Below are 18,095 nucleotides of genomic sequence, written 5' to 3'. Positions count from 1 at the left end.
TCGTTCCCACGCTCTGCGTGGGAATGCCTCATCGGACGCTCCGCGTTCGGCTGTTGGGACGCAGAGCGTCCCGGGCTGCGTTCCCACGCGGAGCGTGGGAACGATCATTACGCCGGGGACATCTCTTGGGCCAAGCCGAGAAACGCCGCCGGCAACCGCGCGCCCTTGCGCTCCTTGAGGCAATACAGGTACTCCGGAATCTGCGGCGCATTCTCGATCGTCAGCACGCGCAACTGCGGGTCATGCGGCACTTCCTGCCGGGCAATGATGCTGATGCCAATATTGCGCAGCACCGCCTCACGAATCGATTCACGGCTGCCGATCTCCAGCAACGGCCCAAAACTCACGCCCGCGCTGGCCAGTAACTCTTCAGTCAATCGCCGCGTGGTCGAGCCGGTCTCACGCATCAGCAAGGTATGCCCGGCCAGTGCGCTCAATGCCACATGCTCCTGCGTCGCCAGCGGATGATTGCGATGCACCGCCAGCACCAGCGGATCTGTGCCCAGCACCCGACGAATCAGACGCGCATCCTCGAGCAATTGCGACGAAGCAGCCACATCCACCCGATAATCCTCCAGCGCTTCCAGCACTTGCTGCGAGTTGCCGATTTCCACCGACACTTCCACCTGCGGCAGGCGCTCGCGGAAGGTCTTCACCAGATCAAGAATGTAATACGGCGCGGTGGCGGCGATGCGTAGCGTGCCTTGCACCTGACCGCTGTTGCGCAGGAAGAACTCGATATCGGCCTCCTGCTGCAACAGCGCCTTGACCATCGGCAGCAACCGCGCGCCTTCGTCGCTGACACTCAAGCGTCGACCGCCACGGTAGAACAGTTCCACCGAATACTGACTTTCCAGATTGCGGATCTGCGTGGTCACGGTCGGTTGGCTGAGGCCGAGCTTTTTCGCCGCCAGGGTGATGCTGCCCAGGCGGGCCACCATGTAAAACGCCTTTAGCTCGGCACTCAGCACAACCATCCCTCATCGTTTACTTGCGCAGCAGGCGCAAACCGTTGAACACCACCAACAGGCTCACGCCCATGTCGGCGAACACAGCCATCCACATGGTGGCGAGTCCGGCGAAGGTTACCCCAAGAAAGATAGCTTTGATCACCAGTGCCAATGCGATGTTCTGTTTCAGGATGCTTGCGGTGTTGCGCGACAGGCTGATGAACGCCGGGATCTTGCGCAGATCGTCGTCCATCAGGGCGACATCGGCGGTTTCGATCGCAGTGTCGGTGCCCGCTGCGGCCATGGCAAAACCGATCTCGGCGCGGGCCAGTGCCGGGGCGTCGTTGATGCCGTCGCCGACCATGCCGACGCGATGACCCTGTGCATAAAGCGCTTCGATGGCTTGCAGCTTGTCGGTCGGCAGCAAGTCGCCCTTGGCCTGATCGATGCCGACCTGCGCCGCGATGGCCTGCGCGGTATGCACGTTGTCGCCGGTGAGCATCAGGGTTTTCACACCCAGTGCGTGCAACTGGCGGATCGCTTCGCGGCTGGTTTCCTTGACCGTGTCGGCCACAGCAAACAGCGCCAACGGGCCGGAGCTGTCGAGCAGCAGCACCACCGACTTGCCCTGCTTCTCCAGCGCGAACAGCTTTTCTTCCAGTTGCGGCGAGCACAGACCCAGCTCTTCCACCAGACGGTGGTTGCCCAAGTGGTAGGTCTGACCGCCAATTTCACCTTTGACACCACGCCCGGCCAGCGCTTCGAAGTTATCCACACTCAGCACCGCGAAGTTTTTATCCACAGCCGCATTGGCGATAGCCATCGACACCGGGTGATCGGAACGCCCGGCCAACGCAGCAGCAATTGCCGGTGCCGTAGCATCGGCAGTCGGATCGAGTGACAGGTAATCGGTCTGCACCGGTTTGCCGTGGGTGATCGTCCCGGTTTTATCCAGCGCCAGATAGTCGAGCTTGAAACCGCCCTCCAGGTACACACCGCCCTTGACCAGAATGCCTTTGCGCGCCGCCGCCGCGAGGCCGCTGACGATGGTCACCGGGGTGGAAATCACCAGCGCACACGGGCAAGCCACCACCAGCAGCACCAGCGCGCGGTAGATCCAGTCGAACCACACCGCGCCCATGAACAACGGCGGAATGATCGCCATGGCCAGCGCCAGGACGAACACCACCGGGGTGTAGATTTTCGAGAATTGATCGACGAAGCGTTGGGTCGGGGCGCGCGCGCCTTGAGCCTGTTCGACGGCGTGGATGATCCGCGCCAGGGTCGAATTGTTCGCCGCCGCAGTCACGGAGTATTCCAGCGAACCGGCCTGGTTAATGGTGCCGGCGAAGACTTTATCGCCGACGGTTTTCTCCACCGGCAGGCTTTCACCGGTAATCGGCGCCTGGTCGATGGTCGAGCTGCCGCTGACCACTTCGCCATCCAGCGCAATGCGCTCACCGGGTTTTACCCGCACAATGGCACCCAGTTCGACGATTTTCACATCCTGCTCAAGCCAAACACCGTCAGCCTGCTGCACGGTCGCCTGCTCGGGCGTCATCTGCATCAGGCCACCGATTGCATTGCGCGCACGGTCCAGCGAGCGCGCTTCGATCAACTCGGCCACGGTGAACAGGAACATCACCATCGCCGCTTCCGGCCACTGACCGATGAGGATGGCACCGGTCACCGCGATGCTCATCAGCGCATTGATGTTGAGATTAAGGTTCTTCAGGGCGATCCAGCCCTTTTTATAGGTGGTCAGGCCACCGCTGAGGATCGACACCAGCGCAATGATCGCCACCACCCAGGTCGGCGCGGCGTTGGTGAAGTGGATGACTTCGGCAGCCAGTGCACCGACACCGGACAGTGCCAGTGGCCACCAGTGTTTTTTCACTGCCGCAGGTGCCGGCGCTTCGACGCCCGCTTCCAACGGCTCGGCGTGCATGCCGAGGGATTTGATCGCCTCGGTGATGGGCTCGGTGCCCGGCAGCGTGTGAGTCACGCCGAGCACACGGTTGATCAGGTTGAATTCCAACTGCTCAACGCCGGCCAGTTTGCCGAGCTTGTTCTGGATCAGCGTCTGCTCGGTCGGACAGTCCATCGCCTCGATGCGGAAACTGCTCAACCGCGCATCGGCGCTGGTCTTTTCGCTCAGTTGCACCAGCGCAGGCGCGGCGGCTTCCGACGAGCAGCAGGAGTCCTCGTGCGCATGAACCGGTGCCGGTGCTGCGACTTTCGACCCGCAGCAAGCATCGCCGCCATGGGAATGCTTATGCACAGGCTGCAATTTATGACTGTGAACGTGCCCGTCGCCGGGCTTGTGGGTGTGCTGGGAATCGCTCATTGGTCGCGTCCATGAAGGTGCCTGTTGCCAAGTAAAGACCCTGTAGCCACTATAGGGTCAAGCACCCTTTTGGAGATTGCCGTCATGAAGATCGGAGAACTGGCCAAACTCACCGACTGCGCCGTGGAAACCATCCGCTATTACGAGCGCGAAAACCTCCTGCCGGAACCGGCCCGCAGCGACGGCAACTACCGCGTCTACACCCAGGCCCACGCCGAACGCCTGACCTTCATCCGCAACTGCCGCACCCTCGACATGACGCTCGAAGAGATCCGTAGCCTGCTAGCCATGCGTGACAGCCCGCAGGATCAGTGTGAGAGCGTTAATACCCTGATCGACGAGCATATCCAGCATGTGAAAGCGCGGATTGATGGGTTGCTAGCGTTGCAGACACAACTGCTCGACCTGCGCCAACGCTGTGGCGAAGGGCCGGGGGCGGAGCAATGCGGGATTTTGCAGCGGCTGGAAGTGAGTGGCGGGGTTGTTGCGACGGAAATCGAACACTCCCACGTGGGCCGCAGCCACGGCCATTAAGAACACCGAGTATCCCTGTGGGAGCTGGCTTGCCAGCGATAGCGGTTTTACAGACACATCAATGTTGAATGTGCCGCCGTCATCGCTGGCAAGCCAGCTCCCACAGGTTTATTGGCAAGCCTTCAGACCGCCATCGGCGCTGTCATCGGCGCATGGTGCTCGTAGCCTTCCAGCGAGAAATCGCTCGGCTCAACCAGCTCCAGCCACTCCGGCTGATACACACCCGTCTTGGCAAACTCCGGTACGCGGTCGGAGATTTTCAGCTTCGGCATGGCGAACGGCTCGCGCTTGAGCTGTTCGTTGAGCATGTCGAGGTGGTTCTCGTAGACGTGCGCATCACCGATGAAATAGGTGAACCAGCGCGGCGTGTAGCCGGTCAGGCGACCGATCAGGCTCAGCAGCGCGGCGCCTTCGGTGAGGTTGAACGGCGTGCCCAGGCCCAGGTCGTTGGAACGGATGTAGAGGGTCAGGGAAATCTCTTTTGTCTCGACATTCGGGTGGAACTGGTACAGCAGGTGGCACGGCGGCAGGGCCATTTCATCCAGCTGGGCGCAGTTCCAGCCGTGGAACAGAATGCGGCGGCTGCCCGGGTCCTTGATGATCGTGTCGACGCACTGGCGCACCTGGTCGATGGCTTTGTACAGCACCACGTAGGCCTGGCCGTCTTCTTCGCCTTGGGCAATCTGCTTGTAGCCGTTGTTCAAGGTTTGTTCGATGGCGGCCGTGTTGCTCAGCGGGATCTGCTTGTACGCCGGCCATTTGCGCCATTGCACGCCGTAGATCTCGCCGAGGTCGTCGTCGCCCTGACGGAACGGGTTGGCCAGCCATTGTGCGTTTTCGTTGGCGTTCTGGTCCCATACCTTGCAGCCCAGTGCACGGAATTCAGCGGCATTGTTGACGCCACGCAGAAAGCCGCACATCTCGCCGATGGCCGATTTGAAGGCCATCTTGCGGGTGGTGATCGCCGGGAAACCTTCCTGCAGATCGAAACGCAGCATCGCCCCCGGGAAACTGATGGTGTTGATGCCGGTGCGGTTGGCCTGTTTGGTGCCGTTCTGAATGACGTGCGAGACCAGTTCGAGATATTGCTTCATGAGTTACCTGTGTCCTTGGAGCCCCGGCGTCGCGCGCCGGGGTTCGTAGTTTAAGCCGTCGGTGCGAGCGGTGCTGCCGGCGCGCGACGATAGGCCAGCCAGATCAGGAACAGCCCGCCGATGATCATCGGCACGCAGAGCACCTGGCCCATGGTCAGCCAGTTCCAGGCCAGATAGCCCAGTTGCGCATCCGGGACGCGGACGAACTCGACGATGAAACGGAAGATGCCGTAAAAAAGCGCGAACATGCCGGAAACGGCCATGGTTGGGCGCGGTTTACGCGAGAAAATCCACAGGATCAGGAACAGCGCCACGCCTTCGAGGGCGAACTGATACAGCTGCGAGGGGTGACGCGGCAGTTGCGCAGGATCGCTGAACGGCGGGAAGACCATGGCCCACGGCACGTCGGTGGCCTTGCCCCACAACTCGGCGTTGATGAAGTTGCCGATACGCCCGGCACCCAGACCGATCGGCACCATAGGCGCGACGAAGTCCATCAACTGGAAGAACGACTTGCCGTTACGCTTGCCGAACCAAAGGGCCGCGAGCATCACCCCGATAAAGCCGCCGTGGAACGACATGCCGCCCTTCCACACTTCGAAAATCAGCGTCGGGTTGGCCAGGTAAGCGCTCAGGTCGTAGAACAGCACATAGCCCAGACGCCCGCCGACAATCACGCCCATCGACAGCCAGAAGATCAGATCGGAGAGCTTCTCCTTGGACCAGGTCGGGTCGAAGCGGTTGAGCCGGCGCGACGCCAGCAGCCACGCACCGCCGATGCCGATCAGGTACATCAGACCGTACCAGTGGATTTTCAGCGGACCGATGGCCAGGGCCACCGGGTCGATCTGCGGGTAAGGCAGCATTGCGACTCCTCGTTAGAGTTGAAACCAAAATTCCCGGGCGACGCTGCCACCTCAGGATTAAGTCAGGATTGCGGCGCGGTTAAAGCAGAAAGCTCAAACCCACGCTGAACAGCAAAGCGGCGAACAGCCGTTTCAGCAAGCGCGGCGACAATCGATGTGCCAAACGCGCGCCGATGCGGGCGAAGACCATGCTGGTCAGGGCGATGCCCAACAACGCCGGCAAATAAACAAAACCGAGACTATGGGCTGGCAGCAACGGATCATGCCAGCCCAGAATCATGAAACTTAATGCACTGACCAGAGCGATCGGCAGGCCACAGGCTGATGAAGTCGCCACGGCTTGCTGCATCGGCACACTGCGCCAGGTCAAAAACGGCACGGTCAGGGAACCGCCACCGACGCCAAATATCGCCGAGGCCCAACCAATCACACTGCCGGCCACGGTCAGACCGAGTTTGCCCGGCACGGTTCGGCTGGCCTTGGGTTTGATATCCAGCGCCAGTTGCACGGAAATCACCAGGGCGAACACACCGATGATTTTTTGCAGGTTTGGCCCCGAGATCGCTTCAGCGGTCAGCGCACCGAAACCGGCACCGAGCAAAATGCCCACCGCCATCCACATGAAGATCGGCCAGCGCACCGCACCACGCCGATGATGTTCACGCACAGCGTTGACCGAGGTGAAAATGATCGTTGCCAGCGACGTACCCACCGCCAGATGCGTCAGGATCGACTGGTCAAAGCCTTGCAGGGTGAAACTGAACACCAGCACCGGGACAATGATGATCCCGCCACCCACTCCGAACAGCCCGGCCAGTACGCCCGCACAGGCGCCCAGCGCCAGATAGAGCAGAAATTCCATGACCGTCTCCCAAGGCGCATCGCCAAAACCGGAGCGGCATGGTAACGGATGCATGGCCTCCTGCTCCACTTGCGATGGATGCACGGACGCTGGATGCGTAGAGTGAGCAAAAAACACACAAGGACCACCTTATGTGCCTAATTGTTTTCGCCTGGCGCCCGGGCCATGCCCAGCCGCTGATCGTCGCGGCCAACCGTGACGAATTCTATGCCCGGCCAAGCCTGCCGCTGGCGCAATGGCCGGAGGCGCCGCAGGTGCATGCCGGGCGTGATCTGGAGGCTGGCGGGACCTGGCTGGGGATTGGCGCCAGTGGCCGCTTTGCCGCACTGACCAATATTCGCGATCCGCATCAGCCGCCGGCCCGCAAGTCACGGGGCGAGTTGGTGGCGCGGTTTCTGAGGGGTGATGCGTCGATTGATGATTATTTGAACGATGTGGTCGGACGTGCGCCGGAATATGCCGGGTTCAATCTGCTGCTCGGCAACAGCCATGAGCTGTGGCACTTCAATGCGCGGATGTCCGAGCCGGTGATGCTGGAGCCCGGTGTTTACGGTCTGTCGAATGCCGGGCTGGATACGCCGTGGCCGAAGTTGCTCAAGGCCAAGGCAGCGTTGAGCGCGGTGCTGGAGGATCCGCAGCCTGGGCGGTTGCTGGAGCTGCTGGGCGATGCGCAGACCGCGCCGTTTGCCGAGTTGCCGGATACCGGGGTGGGTCTGGCGACGGAGTCATTGTTGTCGAGTGTGTTTATTGCCAGCCAGAGTTACGGGACGCGGGCGAGTACGGCGCTGATTGTGCAGGCGGACGGGACGCGGCGGATGGTAGAGCGGAGTTTCGGGCCGTATGGCGGGCATCTGGGTGAGGTAGAGGTTTTGGTTTAGCGTTGCAGGGTAGGCCGCCATCGCTGGCAAGCCAGCTCCCACAGGTTTTTCGGGTGTTCACACGTTCGGTGAACGGTGAAGATCCTTGTGGGAGCTGGCTTGCCAGCGATGGGGCCAGCAGCCTTTTAGAGAGCTTTGTTGACCGCCGGCGGATTGATCTTCGACAACCCAAGATTCTTCAGCGCCAGTTGCAACGAGCTGTGGATAACTTGCGGGTTATCGATTGTCATCAGCTCCGCCAACAAATCCTTGGCTTTGCTCAGATTGACCTGACGCAACATCCACTTCACCTTCGGCAAGTTGGTGGCGTTCATCGACAGGCTGTCGAAGCCCATCGCCATCAACAGCACTGCCGCCGCCGGATCACCGGCCATCTCGCCGCAGATACTCACCGGTTTGCCTTCGGCATGGGCATCACGCACCACGGTTTGCAGGGCTTGCAGCACCGCCGGGTGCAGGTAGTCGTAGAGGTCGGCCACACGCGGGTTGTTGCGGTCGACTGCCAGCAAATACTGGGTCAAGTCGTTGGAACCGACGGACAGGAAGTCGACCATCCGCGCCAGTTCCTTGGTCTGGTACACGGCCGCCGGAATCTCGATCATCACGCCAATCGGCGGCATCGGCACGTCGGTGCCTTCGTCGCGCACTTCACCCCAGGCCCGGTGAATCAGGTGCAAGGCTTCTTCGAGTTCATGAGTGCCGGAGATCATCGGCAGCAGAATCCGCAGGTTGTTCAGGCCTTCGCTGGCCTTGAGCATTGCGCGGGTCTGCACCAGGAAGATTTCCGGGTGGTCGAGGGTGACGCGAATGCCGCGCCAGCCGAGGAACGGGTTGTCTTCCTTGATCGGGAAGTACGACAGCGACTTGTCACCACCGATGTCGAGGCTACGCATGGTTACCGGTTGCGGGTGGAACGCGGCGAGCTGTTCACGATAGATCGCCAGTTGTTCCTTCTCGCTCGGGAAGCGCTGGTTGATCATGAATGGCACTTCGGTGCGGTACAGGCCGACACCTTCCGCGCCACGCTTCTGCGCCCGCGCCACATCGGCCAGCAAACCGGTGTTGACCCACAGCGGCATGCGGTGGCCATCGAGGGTCACGCACGGCAGGTCGCGCAGGGTGTCGAGGCCCAACGCCAGTTGTTTCTCTTCTTCGACGACTTCGGCGAACTGCTTGCGCAGCACTTCGCTCGGGTTGGTGTAGACCTCGCCGCGCGTACCGTCGACGATCATTTCGATGCCGTCGACCTTGGCGTACGGCAGGTCAACCAGCCCCATCACCGTCGGAATGCCCATGGCCCGGGCGAGGATCGCGACGTGGGAGTTACCCGAACCAAGTACCGACACCAGACCGACCAGCGTGCCTTCCGGCACCTCGCCGAGCATTGCCGGCGTCAGCTCTTCGCTGACCAGAATGGTTTTTTCCGGGTAGACCAGGTTCTGCTGACGTTCTTCCTGCAAGTAAGCGAGCAGGCGGCGGCCGAGATCCTTGACGTCCGAGGCGCGCTCACGCAGGTAGGCGTCGTCCATCAATTCGAAACGGTTGACGTGTTCGGTGACCACCTGACGCAGCGCGCCCTGCGCCCACTGGCCAGTCTTGATCACAGTGGTGATTTCGCTGCCCAGCGAGGCATCGTCGAGCATCATCAGGTAGACGTCGAACAGCGCTCGCTCTTCCGGGCGCAACTGGGTCGCAAGCTTGGCGGACAAGGCACGCATGTCGGCGCGCACGCCTTCGATGGCGGTCTTGAACAGCGCCAGCTCAGCGTCGATGTCGGTGATGGTCTTGTCCGGCACCACGTCCAGATCAGCGGGCGGCAGCATGACAACTGCAGTACCGACCGCCGCACCCGGCGAACCCGGCACGCCGACGAACTTGGCTTCCTGGATACCCTTGCCCTGACGGCCCAGGCCACGGATCGAACCGGTGGCCTCGGCATGGGCGATAACGCCGGCAAGCTGCGCGCTCATGGTCACGAGGAAGGCTTCTTCACCTTCATCGAACTGGCGACGTTCTTTTTGCTGGATGACCAACACGCCGACGACGCGGCGGTGGTGAATGATCGGTGCACCGAGGAACGAGGCGTAACGCTCCTCGCCGGTTTCGGCGAAGTAGCGATAGCGCGGGTGATCCGCGGCGTTTTCGAGGTTCAGGGGTTCTTCACGCGTGCCGACCAGACCGACCAGACCTTCGTTGGGTGCCATGCTGACCTTGCCGATCGAGCGCTTGTTCAAGCCCTCGGTGGCCATCAGGACGAAGCGATTGGTCTCGGGATCAAGCAGGTAGACCGAGCAGACCTGGCTGCCCATGGCCTCTTTGACGCGCAACACAATAATCCCCAACGCCGCCTTGAGATCCTTGGCGGAGTTAACTTCCTGGACGATCTTGCGCAGCGTATTGAGCATGGCTCGGGGTCGAACTCCGTCGTCAGTCGCGCGCTAAAAGGCGCGGGGCAAGCTCTTTGAGGGCGCGGCGATACACCTCGCGCTTGAATGTCACCACCTGGCCCAACGGATACCAATAGCTGACCCAGCGCCAGCCATCGAACTCCGGTTTACCGGTCAAATCCATCCGCACCCGCTGCTCGTTGGAGATCAGGCGCAGGAGAAACCATTTCTGTTTCTGGCCGATGCACAGCGGTTGGCTGTGGGTACGCACCAGACGTTGCGGCAAACGATAGCGCAACCAGCCCCGAGTACAGGCGAGTATTTCAACATCTTCACGTTCCAGGCCAACTTCTTCGTTCAGCTCGCGGTACAAGGCGTCCTCCGGCGTCTCCTCGGGGTTGATTCCCCCCTGTGGAAACTGCCAGGCATCTTGATTGATACGGCGAGCCCATAGCACCTGGCCGGCGTCATTCGTCAGAATGATCCCGACATTGGGACGGAAACCATCGGGGTCGATCACGGCAACAACCTCGCAAACGCATGTCGCCGCATTGTTCCACAAAGCTTGATAAGGCGGCAACGAAGGTTCCTACCTTATGTGCACTCTTGTGAAAAGACCGTATTCTTGTCGCCTTTTTACTGACTTTTCAGCGGGTAACTGCAATGCGCCTGGCTCTATTCGATTTGGACAACACCCTTCTGGGCGGCGACAGCGATCACGCCTGGGGCGACTATCTGTGTGAACGCGGCTTCCTCGACCCGATCGCCTACAAGGCGCGCAACGACGAGTTCTATCAGGATTACCTGGCCGGCAAACTGGATAACGCAGCCTACCTGAACTTCTGCCTGGAGATCCTCGGCCGAACCGAAATGGCCGTGCTCGAGCAGTGGCATAACGATTACATGCGTGACTGCATCGAGCCAATCGTGCTGCCCAAGGCACTGGAACTGCTGAAAAAGCACCGCGATGCCGGCGACAAACTGGTGATCATCACGGCGACCAACCGCTTCGTCACCGCGCCGATTGCCGTTCGTTTGGGCGTCGAAACCCTGATCGCCACCGAGTGCGAGATGGTTGATGGCCGCTACAGCGGGCGCAGCACCGACATTCCATGCTTCCGTGAGGGCAAGGTGACGCGCCTGAATCGCTGGCTGGAGGAGACCGGCTATTCGCTCGACGACAGCTATTTCTATAGCGATTCGATGAATGATTTGCCGCTGCTGGAGCAAGTGACGAACCCGGTGGCTGTCGACCCGGACCCGAATCTGCGCGCCGAAGCCGAGAAACGTGGCTGGCCGGTAATCAGCCTGCGCGACTGATATCCGCTTGCCCACAGCGTTTTGCACATCGCTGTGGGCATCGCTTCACGCGGGTTTTGCCACCATCAGGTAGAAAATCGCCATAAACGCCAGAAATGCCGGCCACCCCAAGGCAAACCACCAGCGCATGTAGGTCGAGGCCTTTACAGGCATCGGCGTCCCTTGCAGCAGTGCCTGATCGGCCATCCTGTGCACGCGAATCTGCAACCAGACCACCGGCAACCAGCAAATTCCGGCCAGGATATACAGGCCAATGCTCCACATCAGCCAGGTCTGCTGCAGCGGCCAACCGGCCATGTGCATCAAGCCCAGGCCACTCAACGGCTGAAACACCGCTGTCGTGGTGGTGAAAGCCCAATCGGCAAACACCAGATGCTTGAAGGTCACGGCGATCACTTCGACCTTGCCGGAACGCCATGCCCTGAGCGCGTAATAAGCCGAGCCGGCACCCAGCCCGAAGAGAATCGTCGACGACAGAATATGCAGGGTTTTCAGCAGCAGATAAGCGCTCATCGGCGAGGTTCAGTCCAGAGAAGCCATAAAGTAGCCACCATCAGCACCAGATTTTTGCCGACGGCCGCGTAAGGATCAAACCAGTAGTGGGGCAACACCAGGGTTATGTAAACGGTGTAGGCGAGCATCAACCCCAATTGCAGGCGAAACGCTTGCCGGCGCCAACGGTTGAACAGCATGGCGACACCCAATACACCGTCGAAGATGGCCCCACCGATCACCGCAAACTGCGCCCAGGCGCCATGCACGCCGGTTTCGGCCATGATCCGCAGGCTCCATTGGTAGCCAGGGCCCAGACACACCGCAGCAGTGCCCAGCCAGATCAGCGCCATTGCCACCAGCATCAACGGGCGCAATGCGCGTTGGATACTTTGGGCAACGATCGGCCAATCTTGCAGTCGAGTGTGTAGCGGAGCGGCTCGATAGCCGCAAATCGACGTCAGCACCTCGGGATCAGCGAGATTGTCGCGCTGCGCCAGCTTCACGCTTTGCCGATTCAATGCACGCCAGCCGAAACGCTCTCCCAGCCAACTGCCGGTGCGCAGCAATAGTTGCGGAACCTGCACATAACGTCCCGGCATCCAACCTTGCGCCCGGCGCAAACAATCGATGACCTGAGCCAGCGTCATCGGCTCCGGCCCGACACACGGCAACACCAGCGACCGCGCGGGCCATTGCCGCAACAGGGCCAGCACCGCACCCACCACGTCATCGATATGGACGGGTTGTGATCGAGCCTTGAGATCCAACAGGGGAATCAATGGCCATGGCGAAAGCCCCGCGAGCCAGAGACTGCTTGTCCCGCCAGCGCCGAGCACCAGCGAAGGGCGCAGCACCACCGCGACGGTGTCCAGCTTCAGCAGGTAGTCGTCAGCCTGGCCTTTGCTCGCCAGAAACGGCACATCGGATTGTGCCGCCGCACCCAGCGCTGAAATCTGCAGAACCCGCACGCCTTTGCGGGCGGCCAGATCGAACAATGCCCGGGCACCGCGATCCTGAATCAGGCTCAACGCCTGCTCATCCACGCTCAACAGGCCGGCGGCATTGATCAGCAAGTCGATATCGTCAGGCAAAGCAAAATGTGTGGGATCAACCGCCAACACAGCGAGGTCGAGCTGACGCCATTCGACACCTGGCCATACCGACACTTGCGGTTCGCGGCTGGTGGCGATGACGCAATGGCCCGCAGCGCACAGCGCACGCAGGAGGTGGCGGCCGACAAAACCGGTGCCGCCCACCAGCAGAATTTTCATCACAATCCTTGTCGCTTAAACCGGTTTTGCGCCCATCAATCCGGCAATCGCGAGAAACCCGACGGCGCTGACAATGGCCAGAATCAGGGTGAATTTCCAGTTACCGGCCTGACCGACCCGCACGCGGTTGAGGCGCGCCAGCAACCACAAGGTGCCGAGAGTCGCCACGGTGTAGATCACGCCAGAAAACAGAATCCAGGTCTGGCCCAGCGGCCAGCCCACCAGGTGCACCAGCCACCAGCCGCTGAAGGGCATGCTGAACATGCACAGCAGCATCAGGCACCAGACGAAAATCCACGGGCGACGCAACGTGCTGGCCGCCCCTTCGCTGCGCTTGCGCCAGGTCAGATAGCCAAGACCGACACCACAGACCAGCAATACGGCTGTCGCGGCGACATGCAGGATTTTCAGAGTGGTCAGGGTTTCCATACTTTGTCTTCCTTGGGACGTGCCCTTCAGCGTAGCCGTTTAGCCAAGAAACAACTGATAGGCCGGGTTCTCGCTCTCATCCCAATACGGGTAGCCGATTTCTTCCAGCGCCGCCGGTACCAGATGACGCTCGTCATGCGGCACTTGCAGACCAGCGACCACCCGGCCATCCGCCGCTCCATGGTTGCGGTAATGGAACATCGAGATATTCCAGCGCCCGCCAAGCTTGTTGAGGAAGTTGAACAGCGCGCCCGGACGCTCCGGGAACTCGAAGCGAAACACCACCTCATCGACCACCTGCGCCGCGCGTCCGCCGACCATGTGGCGGATGTGCAACTTGGCCAGTTCGTTGTCGGTCAGGTCGAGGACCGGGAAACCCTGCTCGGTCAGGCTCGCCAGCAGTGCACTGCGCGGATCGTTTTCCGGATGGGTCTGCACGCCGACGAAGATGTGCGCTTCGCTGCCGGTGTTGTAGCGGTAGTTGAATTCGGTGATCTGACGCTTGCCGATGGCCTCGCAGAACGCCTTGAAGCTGCCGGCCTTCTCGGGGATGGTCACGGCGATGATCGCTTCGCGGCCTTCACCCAGTTCGGCGCGCTCGGCGACGTGGCGCAAACGATCGAAGTTGACGTTGGCCCCGGAGTCGATGGCCACGAAGGTCTGGCCGCTGACACCGCGCTGCTCGACGTATTTCTTGATCCCGGCCACGCCCAAAGCGCCGGCAGGTTCGGTGATCGAGCGGGTATCGTCGTAGATATCCTTGATTGCCGCGCAGATCTCGTCAGTGCTGACGGTGATCACTTCATCGACGTAATCCTTGCAGATGTCGAAGGTGTGCTGACCGATCTGCGCCACGGCGACGCCGTCGGCGAAGATGCCCACGGTCGGCAGTACCACGCGCTCGCCCGCCGCCATCGCAGCTTGCAGGCAATTGGAGTCGTCCGGTTCGACGCCGATGACCTTGATGTCCGGCCGCAGGTATTTCACGTACGCAGCGATGCCGGCGATCAGCCCGCCGCCACCGACCGGGACGAAAATCGCATCCAGTGGCTGTGGGTGCTGACGCAGAATCTCCATCGCCACGGTGCCCTGCCCGGCAATGGTGTGCGGATCGTCGTACGGGTGAATGTAAACGTAACCTTTTTCATCGACCAGTTTCAGCGAGTAGGCCAAAGCTTCCGGGAACGAGTCGCCGTGCAGCACCACTTTGCCGCCGCGCGAACGCACGCCTTCGACTTTGATCTCGGGGGTGGTCTTGGGCATGACGATGGTGGCTTTTACGCCCAGCACTTTCGCCGCCAAGGCCAGACCCTGCGCATGGTTGCCCGCCGACGCGGTGACCACGCCACGGGCGCGCTCTTCTTCAGTCAGTTGGGTCAACTTGTTGTAGGCGCCGCGAATCTTGAACGAGAACACCGGCTGCAAGTCTTCGCGCTTGAGCCAGATGTCATTGCCCAGCCGCTCGGAGAGCTGGCGAGCGTTCTGCAGCGGGGTTTCTACGGCAACGTCATAAACGCGCGAGGTGAGTATCTTTTTGACGTACTGTTCGAGCATCGGAAAGCATCACTGAGCGGGTTGGGCAGGGCCAAGGAGTCTAACCCGGCTTTTGCCCGGGCGACCACACTAAACAGGTGGTTTTGGCCAGCGAGAACCCATTGTGGCGAGGGGATTTATCCCCGATGGAGTGCGAAACACTCCCACAGCAGTCATCAAGTGATACCGCACCCTCAGGTTTCACGACGACTGCGTCGCCGGTCGGGGCGGTGCGACGTTTCGTTAAATCCCCTCACCACAGGAGGTTTTCGCCGGGCATGGGGATATAATGCCGGCCTTTCCGTTCTCCCCTCGCCCGCTTCCGGAGCCCGCATGACCCAGGATCAACTCAAACAGGCAGTGGCTCAGGCCGCCGTCGACTTCATCCTTCCGAAACTCGACGACAAGAGCATCGTCGGGGTCGGCACCGGCTCCACTGCCAACTGCTTCATCGACGCCCTGGCGCAACACAAGGGTGCGTTCGACGGCGCAGTCGCCAGCTCCGAAGCCACCGCCGCGCGCCTGAAGGGCCACGGGATTCCAGTGTATGAGCTGAACACCGTCAGTGACCTGGAGTTCTACGTCGACGGCGCCGACGAAAGCGACGCTCACCTGAATCTGATCAAGGGCGGTGGCGCGGCCCTGACCCGCGAGAAGATCGTGGCGGCCGTGGCCAAGACCTTCATCTGCATCGCCGACGCCAGCAAACTGGTGCCGGTGCTGGGCGAATTCCCGCTGCCGGTCGAAGTGATCCCGATGGCCCGCAGCCACGTCGCGCGCCAACTGGTGAAACTGGGCGGCGACCCGGCCTACCGCGAAGGCGTGCTGACCGACAACGGCAACATCATCCTCGACGTGTTCAATTTGCAGATCACCAACCCGGTCGAGCTGGAAGCGCAGATCAATGCAATTGTCGGCGTGGTCACCAACGGTCTGTTCGCGGCGCGTCCGGCGGATCTGCTGTTGCTGGGTACCAGCGAAGGCGTGAAAACCCTCAAGGCTGAGTAAGCCGGACTACCCACATTGGTGTGGGCAAATGAAATACCTGTGGGAGCTGGCTTGCCAGCGATGGCGGCCTGTCAGTCAACAATGATGTTGAAAGTGATGGCCTCATCGCTGGCAAGCCAGCTCCCACAGTGTTTTGGGGTGTTGGTTAGGGCTGTACCGGTTTTTTGAAGACGTAAAACAGGTTCGGCTCACTCACCAGATACAACGTCCCGTCATCATCCATCGCAATGCCTTCGGCTTGCGGTACGGTCTTCTTCAAACCCTGCCGACCGCCACTGATGGACATCGTGCTCAACGGACGTCCATCGACATCCAGCTCCAGAATCAATCGCGACTCATCCGACAGCGCCAGCAAATGCCCGCTGCGCTCGTCGTACTGCAAACTCGACAGATCGCGCACAAACATCCCGGCGTCACGCTTGGGATCGTTGATCACATGCACCGCGTAGGACTTCTCCGGATTGAAGTGCGGAAAGCCGTGCACTTCGTAGATAAGCATCGGATTGCGCTCTTTCGCGACAAACAGGCGCTTGCCCACCGAGTCATACGCCAGACCTTCAAAACCTTTGTTGCTGGCCATATGCACGCCGAGGGTCATCTGCTCAGCGTCCGCGGCGTCGAGGAATGTGGTGCCTGCCTCCAAGTGAATCTTGATCAGCCGCTGCTGACGCTCATCAGTGATCACGTAGGTGTCGGCGCTGATGTACTCGACGGCTTCGGGATCGCCAAAACCAATCAGGGCAATGCGCCGCAGGATCTTGCCTTCAAGCGACAGTTCGACCAGCTCGGAATTCTTGTTGGTCACGGTGAACAGGCTTTTGCGCACCGGATCGAAGGTCAGCGCCGAAACATCGTCGTCCAGCCCTTCAATCACCCGCGCCTCAATCTCCACGCGATACTGATCCAGCCCAATCGACTCGCTACTCTGCGGTTGCCATAGTGTGTGCAAGTTAAACCAGGCGCGCTCGAACAGGCGCATGTATTGACCGATCGCAATCAACGCGATCAGGGCAATCACCGACAGGAAGACAATCAGAGGTTTGGGGCGGGCAAGTCGACGCATGTGGATGGGCTCGGGATCAAAACAGGCGGATGAAATATCACGCCCGTCTGAACTGAAGCTTAATGGCCACTTGCCTGTCAGGACAATCAGACTTGTCTGAAATTGCCGCGAGGACAGTTATCGCTTTTTTTCGAAGCGATAGAACAGGTTGGGTTCGCTGACCATGTACAACGTGCCCGCATCGTCCATGGTCACGCCTTCGGCGCGGGGGATGGTGTTCTTCAGGCCATTGAAACCGCCAAGCAGCGTCATGAAGCTGACCTGCTCGCCCTTCTCGTCCAGTTCCAGCAGCAGGTGCGAATCGGCGGACAGCACCAGTGTGTGGCCAGTGCGCGGGTCGATTGCCAGAGCAGAGAGATTGCGGATATCCAGCTCATCACTGGCCAGTTTCTGCTTGTCGCCGTTCAGAGTCTGGCTGCCATCGCTTTTCCAGGTGAACAGTGCCGGCGGGCGTTCTTCACCCAGCAGCAACTGGTGGTTGCGCGGGTCCCAGGTGATCGCTTCGAAGGCCTTGTTCTGGTCTTTCGACGGACCGAGGTCGTATTTGGGGAAATTGGCGATGTTCAGTTCACGGGTGTCGGCATCGACTTTGACGATCGAGAGCAGGTGCTGGCGCTCATCGACAATCGCCATCAAGCCGTTTTCCATGACGGTCAGGCCTTCAGGATTGCTCCAACCCACCAGCGGCATCTTGCGCAGCACATCGCCTTGCAGATTCAGCTCGGCGAGAAACGGATTTTTGCCCATCACCGAAAACAGGGTCTTGGTCTGCGGGTTATAGGACAGGTCGGAGGCCTCGTCCTTGTCCATGCCCGTCAGCGGCTTGGCATCGATGACCACCCGATAGTCCGGCAGCCAGATGCTTTCTTTCTGCTCGGCCTGGCTTTCGAAGCGCTCCAGCACCCACAACACCCCGCGGTCATCCCAATGCATGGCGAACGCCAGGCCGTATGCCACGGCAATCACCAGCAGCAGCCAGGCATACCAGCGCAGGGCGAATCGTGAGCGGCGTGGCGATTTGAGCTGAGGTTGAGATGACATCGATGGACGCGTTCCGA

The 18,095-nt window shown here is 60.7% G+C and carries 17 protein-coding genes; 4 read left to right on the top strand and 13 right to left on the bottom strand.

Annotation, left to right across the window (positions count from 1 at the left end):
- Nucleotides 1-107 precede the first annotated feature (107 nt).
- Together AC3WMT_RS15980 and AC3WMT_RS15975 are read right to left on the bottom strand one after the other, a co-directional pair.
- Nucleotides 108-971 (bottom strand): LysR family transcriptional regulator, encoded by an 864-nt coding sequence (locus AC3WMT_RS15980; protein WP_064590128.1) that lies wholly within the window; start codon nucleotides 969-971, stop codon nucleotides 108-110.
- 16 nt (nucleotides 972-987) lie between these two features.
- A complete protein-coding gene (locus AC3WMT_RS15975) occupies nucleotides 988-3,297 on the bottom strand; it encodes a heavy metal translocating P-type ATPase (protein WP_103304348.1) in 2,310 nt (769 codons plus the stop codon).
- A gap of 84 nt (nucleotides 3,298-3,381) precedes the next feature.
- Between AC3WMT_RS15975 and cadR the strand changes: the two genes are divergently transcribed.
- A complete protein-coding gene (gene cadR, locus AC3WMT_RS15970; protein ID WP_103304349.1) occupies nucleotides 3,382-3,831 on the top strand; it encodes a Cd(II)/Pb(II)-responsive transcriptional regulator in 450 nt (149 codons plus the stop codon).
- A 122-nt stretch (nucleotides 3,832-3,953) separates the two neighbouring features.
- Here the strand turns inward: cadR and AC3WMT_RS15965 are convergent, their stop codons facing one another.
- The 3 genes from AC3WMT_RS15965 to AC3WMT_RS15955 form a co-directional block, all read right to left on the bottom strand.
- Nucleotides 3,954-4,925 (bottom strand): thymidylate synthase, encoded by a 972-nt coding sequence (locus tag AC3WMT_RS15965; RefSeq protein ID WP_103304350.1) that lies wholly within the window; start codon nucleotides 4,923-4,925, stop codon nucleotides 3,954-3,956.
- A gap of 50 nt (nucleotides 4,926-4,975) precedes the next feature.
- Complete coding sequence (lgt, locus tag AC3WMT_RS15960) at nucleotides 4,976-5,791, bottom strand: prolipoprotein diacylglyceryl transferase (protein WP_103304351.1); 816 nt, start codon at nucleotides 5,789-5,791, stop codon at nucleotides 4,976-4,978.
- Between the two features lie 79 nt (nucleotides 5,792-5,870).
- Nucleotides 5,871-6,653, bottom strand: coding sequence for a sulfite exporter TauE/SafE family protein (locus AC3WMT_RS15955; protein ID WP_103304352.1), 783 nt, complete (start codon nucleotides 6,651-6,653; stop codon nucleotides 5,871-5,873).
- A gap of 131 nt (nucleotides 6,654-6,784) precedes the next feature.
- On the opposite strand from AC3WMT_RS15955, the gene AC3WMT_RS15950 reads away from it, so the two are divergent.
- A complete protein-coding gene (locus tag AC3WMT_RS15950; protein ID WP_103304353.1) occupies nucleotides 6,785-7,531 on the top strand; it encodes an NRDE family protein in 747 nt (248 codons plus the stop codon).
- 125 nt (nucleotides 7,532-7,656) lie between these two features.
- Here AC3WMT_RS15950 and ptsP read toward each other — a convergent pair whose 3' ends face one another.
- Together ptsP and AC3WMT_RS15940 are read right to left on the bottom strand one after the other, a co-directional pair.
- The gene (gene ptsP, locus AC3WMT_RS15945; protein ID WP_103304354.1) at nucleotides 7,657-9,936 is read right to left on the bottom strand and encodes a phosphoenolpyruvate--protein phosphotransferase; all 2,280 of its coding nucleotides are present in this window, start codon (nucleotides 9,934-9,936) and stop codon (nucleotides 7,657-7,659) included.
- Between the two features lie 22 nt (nucleotides 9,937-9,958).
- Nucleotides 9,959-10,438 carry an RNA pyrophosphohydrolase gene (locus AC3WMT_RS15940; RefSeq protein ID WP_003229203.1) on the bottom strand — a complete coding sequence of 160 codons (480 nt, stop codon included), beginning with the start codon at nucleotides 10,436-10,438 and terminating at the stop codon, nucleotides 9,959-9,961.
- 143 nt (nucleotides 10,439-10,581) lie between these two features.
- Between AC3WMT_RS15940 and AC3WMT_RS15935 the strand changes: the two genes are divergently transcribed.
- Nucleotides 10,582-11,238, top strand: a complete 657-nt coding sequence (locus AC3WMT_RS15935; RefSeq protein WP_103304355.1) for a histidinol-phosphatase — start codon at nucleotides 10,582-10,584, stop codon at nucleotides 11,236-11,238.
- Between the two features lie 45 nt (nucleotides 11,239-11,283).
- On the opposite strand, the gene AC3WMT_RS15930 is transcribed toward AC3WMT_RS15935, so the two are convergent.
- The 4 genes from AC3WMT_RS15930 to ilvA are packed head-to-tail and all read right to left on the bottom strand — an operon-like array spanning nucleotide 11,284 to nucleotide 14,987.
- On the bottom strand, nucleotides 11,284-11,751 hold the full coding sequence (locus AC3WMT_RS15930) for a DUF2269 family protein (protein ID WP_103304356.1): 468 nt from the start codon (nucleotides 11,749-11,751) through the stop codon (nucleotides 11,284-11,286).
- Nucleotides 11,748-13,004, bottom strand: a complete 1,257-nt coding sequence (locus tag AC3WMT_RS15925) for an SDR family oxidoreductase (protein ID WP_103304357.1) — start codon at nucleotides 13,002-13,004, stop codon at nucleotides 11,748-11,750. Before AC3WMT_RS15925 ends, AC3WMT_RS15930 begins: the two co-directional genes overlap by 4 nt.
- Nucleotides 13,005-13,019: 15 nt before the next feature.
- Nucleotides 13,020-13,433, bottom strand: a complete 414-nt coding sequence (locus AC3WMT_RS15920) for a DUF2269 family protein (RefSeq protein WP_103304358.1) — start codon at nucleotides 13,431-13,433, stop codon at nucleotides 13,020-13,022.
- Nucleotides 13,434-13,472: 39 nt separating this feature from the next.
- Entirely contained in the window at nucleotides 13,473-14,987 is a 1,515-nt protein-coding gene (ilvA, locus tag AC3WMT_RS15915; RefSeq protein ID WP_103304359.1) for a threonine ammonia-lyase, biosynthetic, read from the bottom strand.
- A gap of 312 nt (nucleotides 14,988-15,299) precedes the next feature.
- Between ilvA and rpiA the strand changes: the two genes are divergently transcribed.
- Nucleotides 15,300-15,974 carry a ribose-5-phosphate isomerase RpiA gene (rpiA, locus tag AC3WMT_RS15910; protein WP_103304360.1) on the top strand — a complete coding sequence of 225 codons (675 nt, stop codon included), beginning with the start codon at nucleotides 15,300-15,302 and terminating at the stop codon, nucleotides 15,972-15,974.
- 145 nt (nucleotides 15,975-16,119) lie between these two features.
- Here the strand turns inward: rpiA and AC3WMT_RS15905 are convergent, their stop codons facing one another.
- A complete protein-coding gene (locus tag AC3WMT_RS15905; RefSeq protein WP_103304361.1) occupies nucleotides 16,120-17,037 on the bottom strand; it encodes an SdiA-regulated domain-containing protein in 918 nt (305 codons plus the stop codon).
- A gap of 117 nt (nucleotides 17,038-17,154) precedes the next feature.
- Nucleotides 17,155-18,078 (bottom strand): SdiA-regulated domain-containing protein, encoded by a 924-nt coding sequence (locus tag AC3WMT_RS15900; protein ID WP_103304362.1) that lies wholly within the window; start codon nucleotides 18,076-18,078, stop codon nucleotides 17,155-17,157.
- Nucleotides 18,079-18,095 lie beyond the last annotated feature (17 nt).

Source organism: Pseudomonas sp. FW305-7 (assembly GCF_058786735.1).
Note: the sequence above shows the minus strand (reverse complement) of the source record. Positions and strands in the feature narration are given on the sequence as shown.

What these genes read in the sequence shown, in the direction of transcription:
- AC3WMT_RS15975 (WP_103304348.1), bottom strand. Translation starts at nt 3,297, where the DNA reads ATGAGCGATTCCCAGCACACCCACAAGCCCGGCGACGGGCACGTTCAC.
- cadR (WP_103304349.1), top strand. Translation starts at nt 3,382, where the DNA reads ATGAAGATCGGAGAACTGGCCAAACTCACCGACTGCGCCGTGGAAACC.
- AC3WMT_RS15965 (WP_103304350.1), bottom strand. Translation starts at nt 4,925, where the DNA reads ATGAAGCAATATCTCGAACTGGTCTCGCACGTCATTCAGAACGGCACC.
- lgt (WP_103304351.1), bottom strand. Translation starts at nt 5,791, where the DNA reads ATGCTGCCTTACCCGCAGATCGACCCGGTGGCCCTGGCCATCGGTCCG.
- AC3WMT_RS15955 (WP_103304352.1), bottom strand. Translation starts at nt 6,653, where the DNA reads ATGGAATTTCTGCTCTATCTGGCGCTGGGCGCCTGTGCGGGCGTACTG.
- AC3WMT_RS15950 (WP_103304353.1), top strand. Translation starts at nt 6,785, where the DNA reads ATGTGCCTAATTGTTTTCGCCTGGCGCCCGGGCCATGCCCAGCCGCTG.
- ptsP (WP_103304354.1), bottom strand. Translation starts at nt 9,936, where the DNA reads ATGCTCAATACGCTGCGCAAGATCGTCCAGGAAGTTAACTCCGCCAAG.
- AC3WMT_RS15935 (WP_103304355.1), top strand. Translation starts at nt 10,582, where the DNA reads ATGCGCCTGGCTCTATTCGATTTGGACAACACCCTTCTGGGCGGCGAC.
- AC3WMT_RS15930 (WP_103304356.1), bottom strand. Translation starts at nt 11,751, where the DNA reads ATGAGCGCTTATCTGCTGCTGAAAACCCTGCATATTCTGTCGTCGACG.
- AC3WMT_RS15925 (WP_103304357.1), bottom strand. Translation starts at nt 13,004, where the DNA reads ATGAAAATTCTGCTGGTGGGCGGCACCGGTTTTGTCGGCCGCCACCTC.
- AC3WMT_RS15920 (WP_103304358.1), bottom strand. Translation starts at nt 13,433, where the DNA reads ATGGAAACCCTGACCACTCTGAAAATCCTGCATGTCGCCGCGACAGCC.
- ilvA (WP_103304359.1), bottom strand. Translation starts at nt 14,987, where the DNA reads ATGCTCGAACAGTACGTCAAAAAGATACTCACCTCGCGCGTTTATGAC.
- rpiA (WP_103304360.1), top strand. Translation starts at nt 15,300, where the DNA reads ATGACCCAGGATCAACTCAAACAGGCAGTGGCTCAGGCCGCCGTCGAC.
- AC3WMT_RS15905 (WP_103304361.1), bottom strand. Translation starts at nt 17,037, where the DNA reads ATGCGTCGACTTGCCCGCCCCAAACCTCTGATTGTCTTCCTGTCGGTG.
- AC3WMT_RS15900 (WP_103304362.1), bottom strand. Translation starts at nt 18,078, where the DNA reads ATGTCATCTCAACCTCAGCTCAAATCGCCACGCCGCTCACGATTCGCC.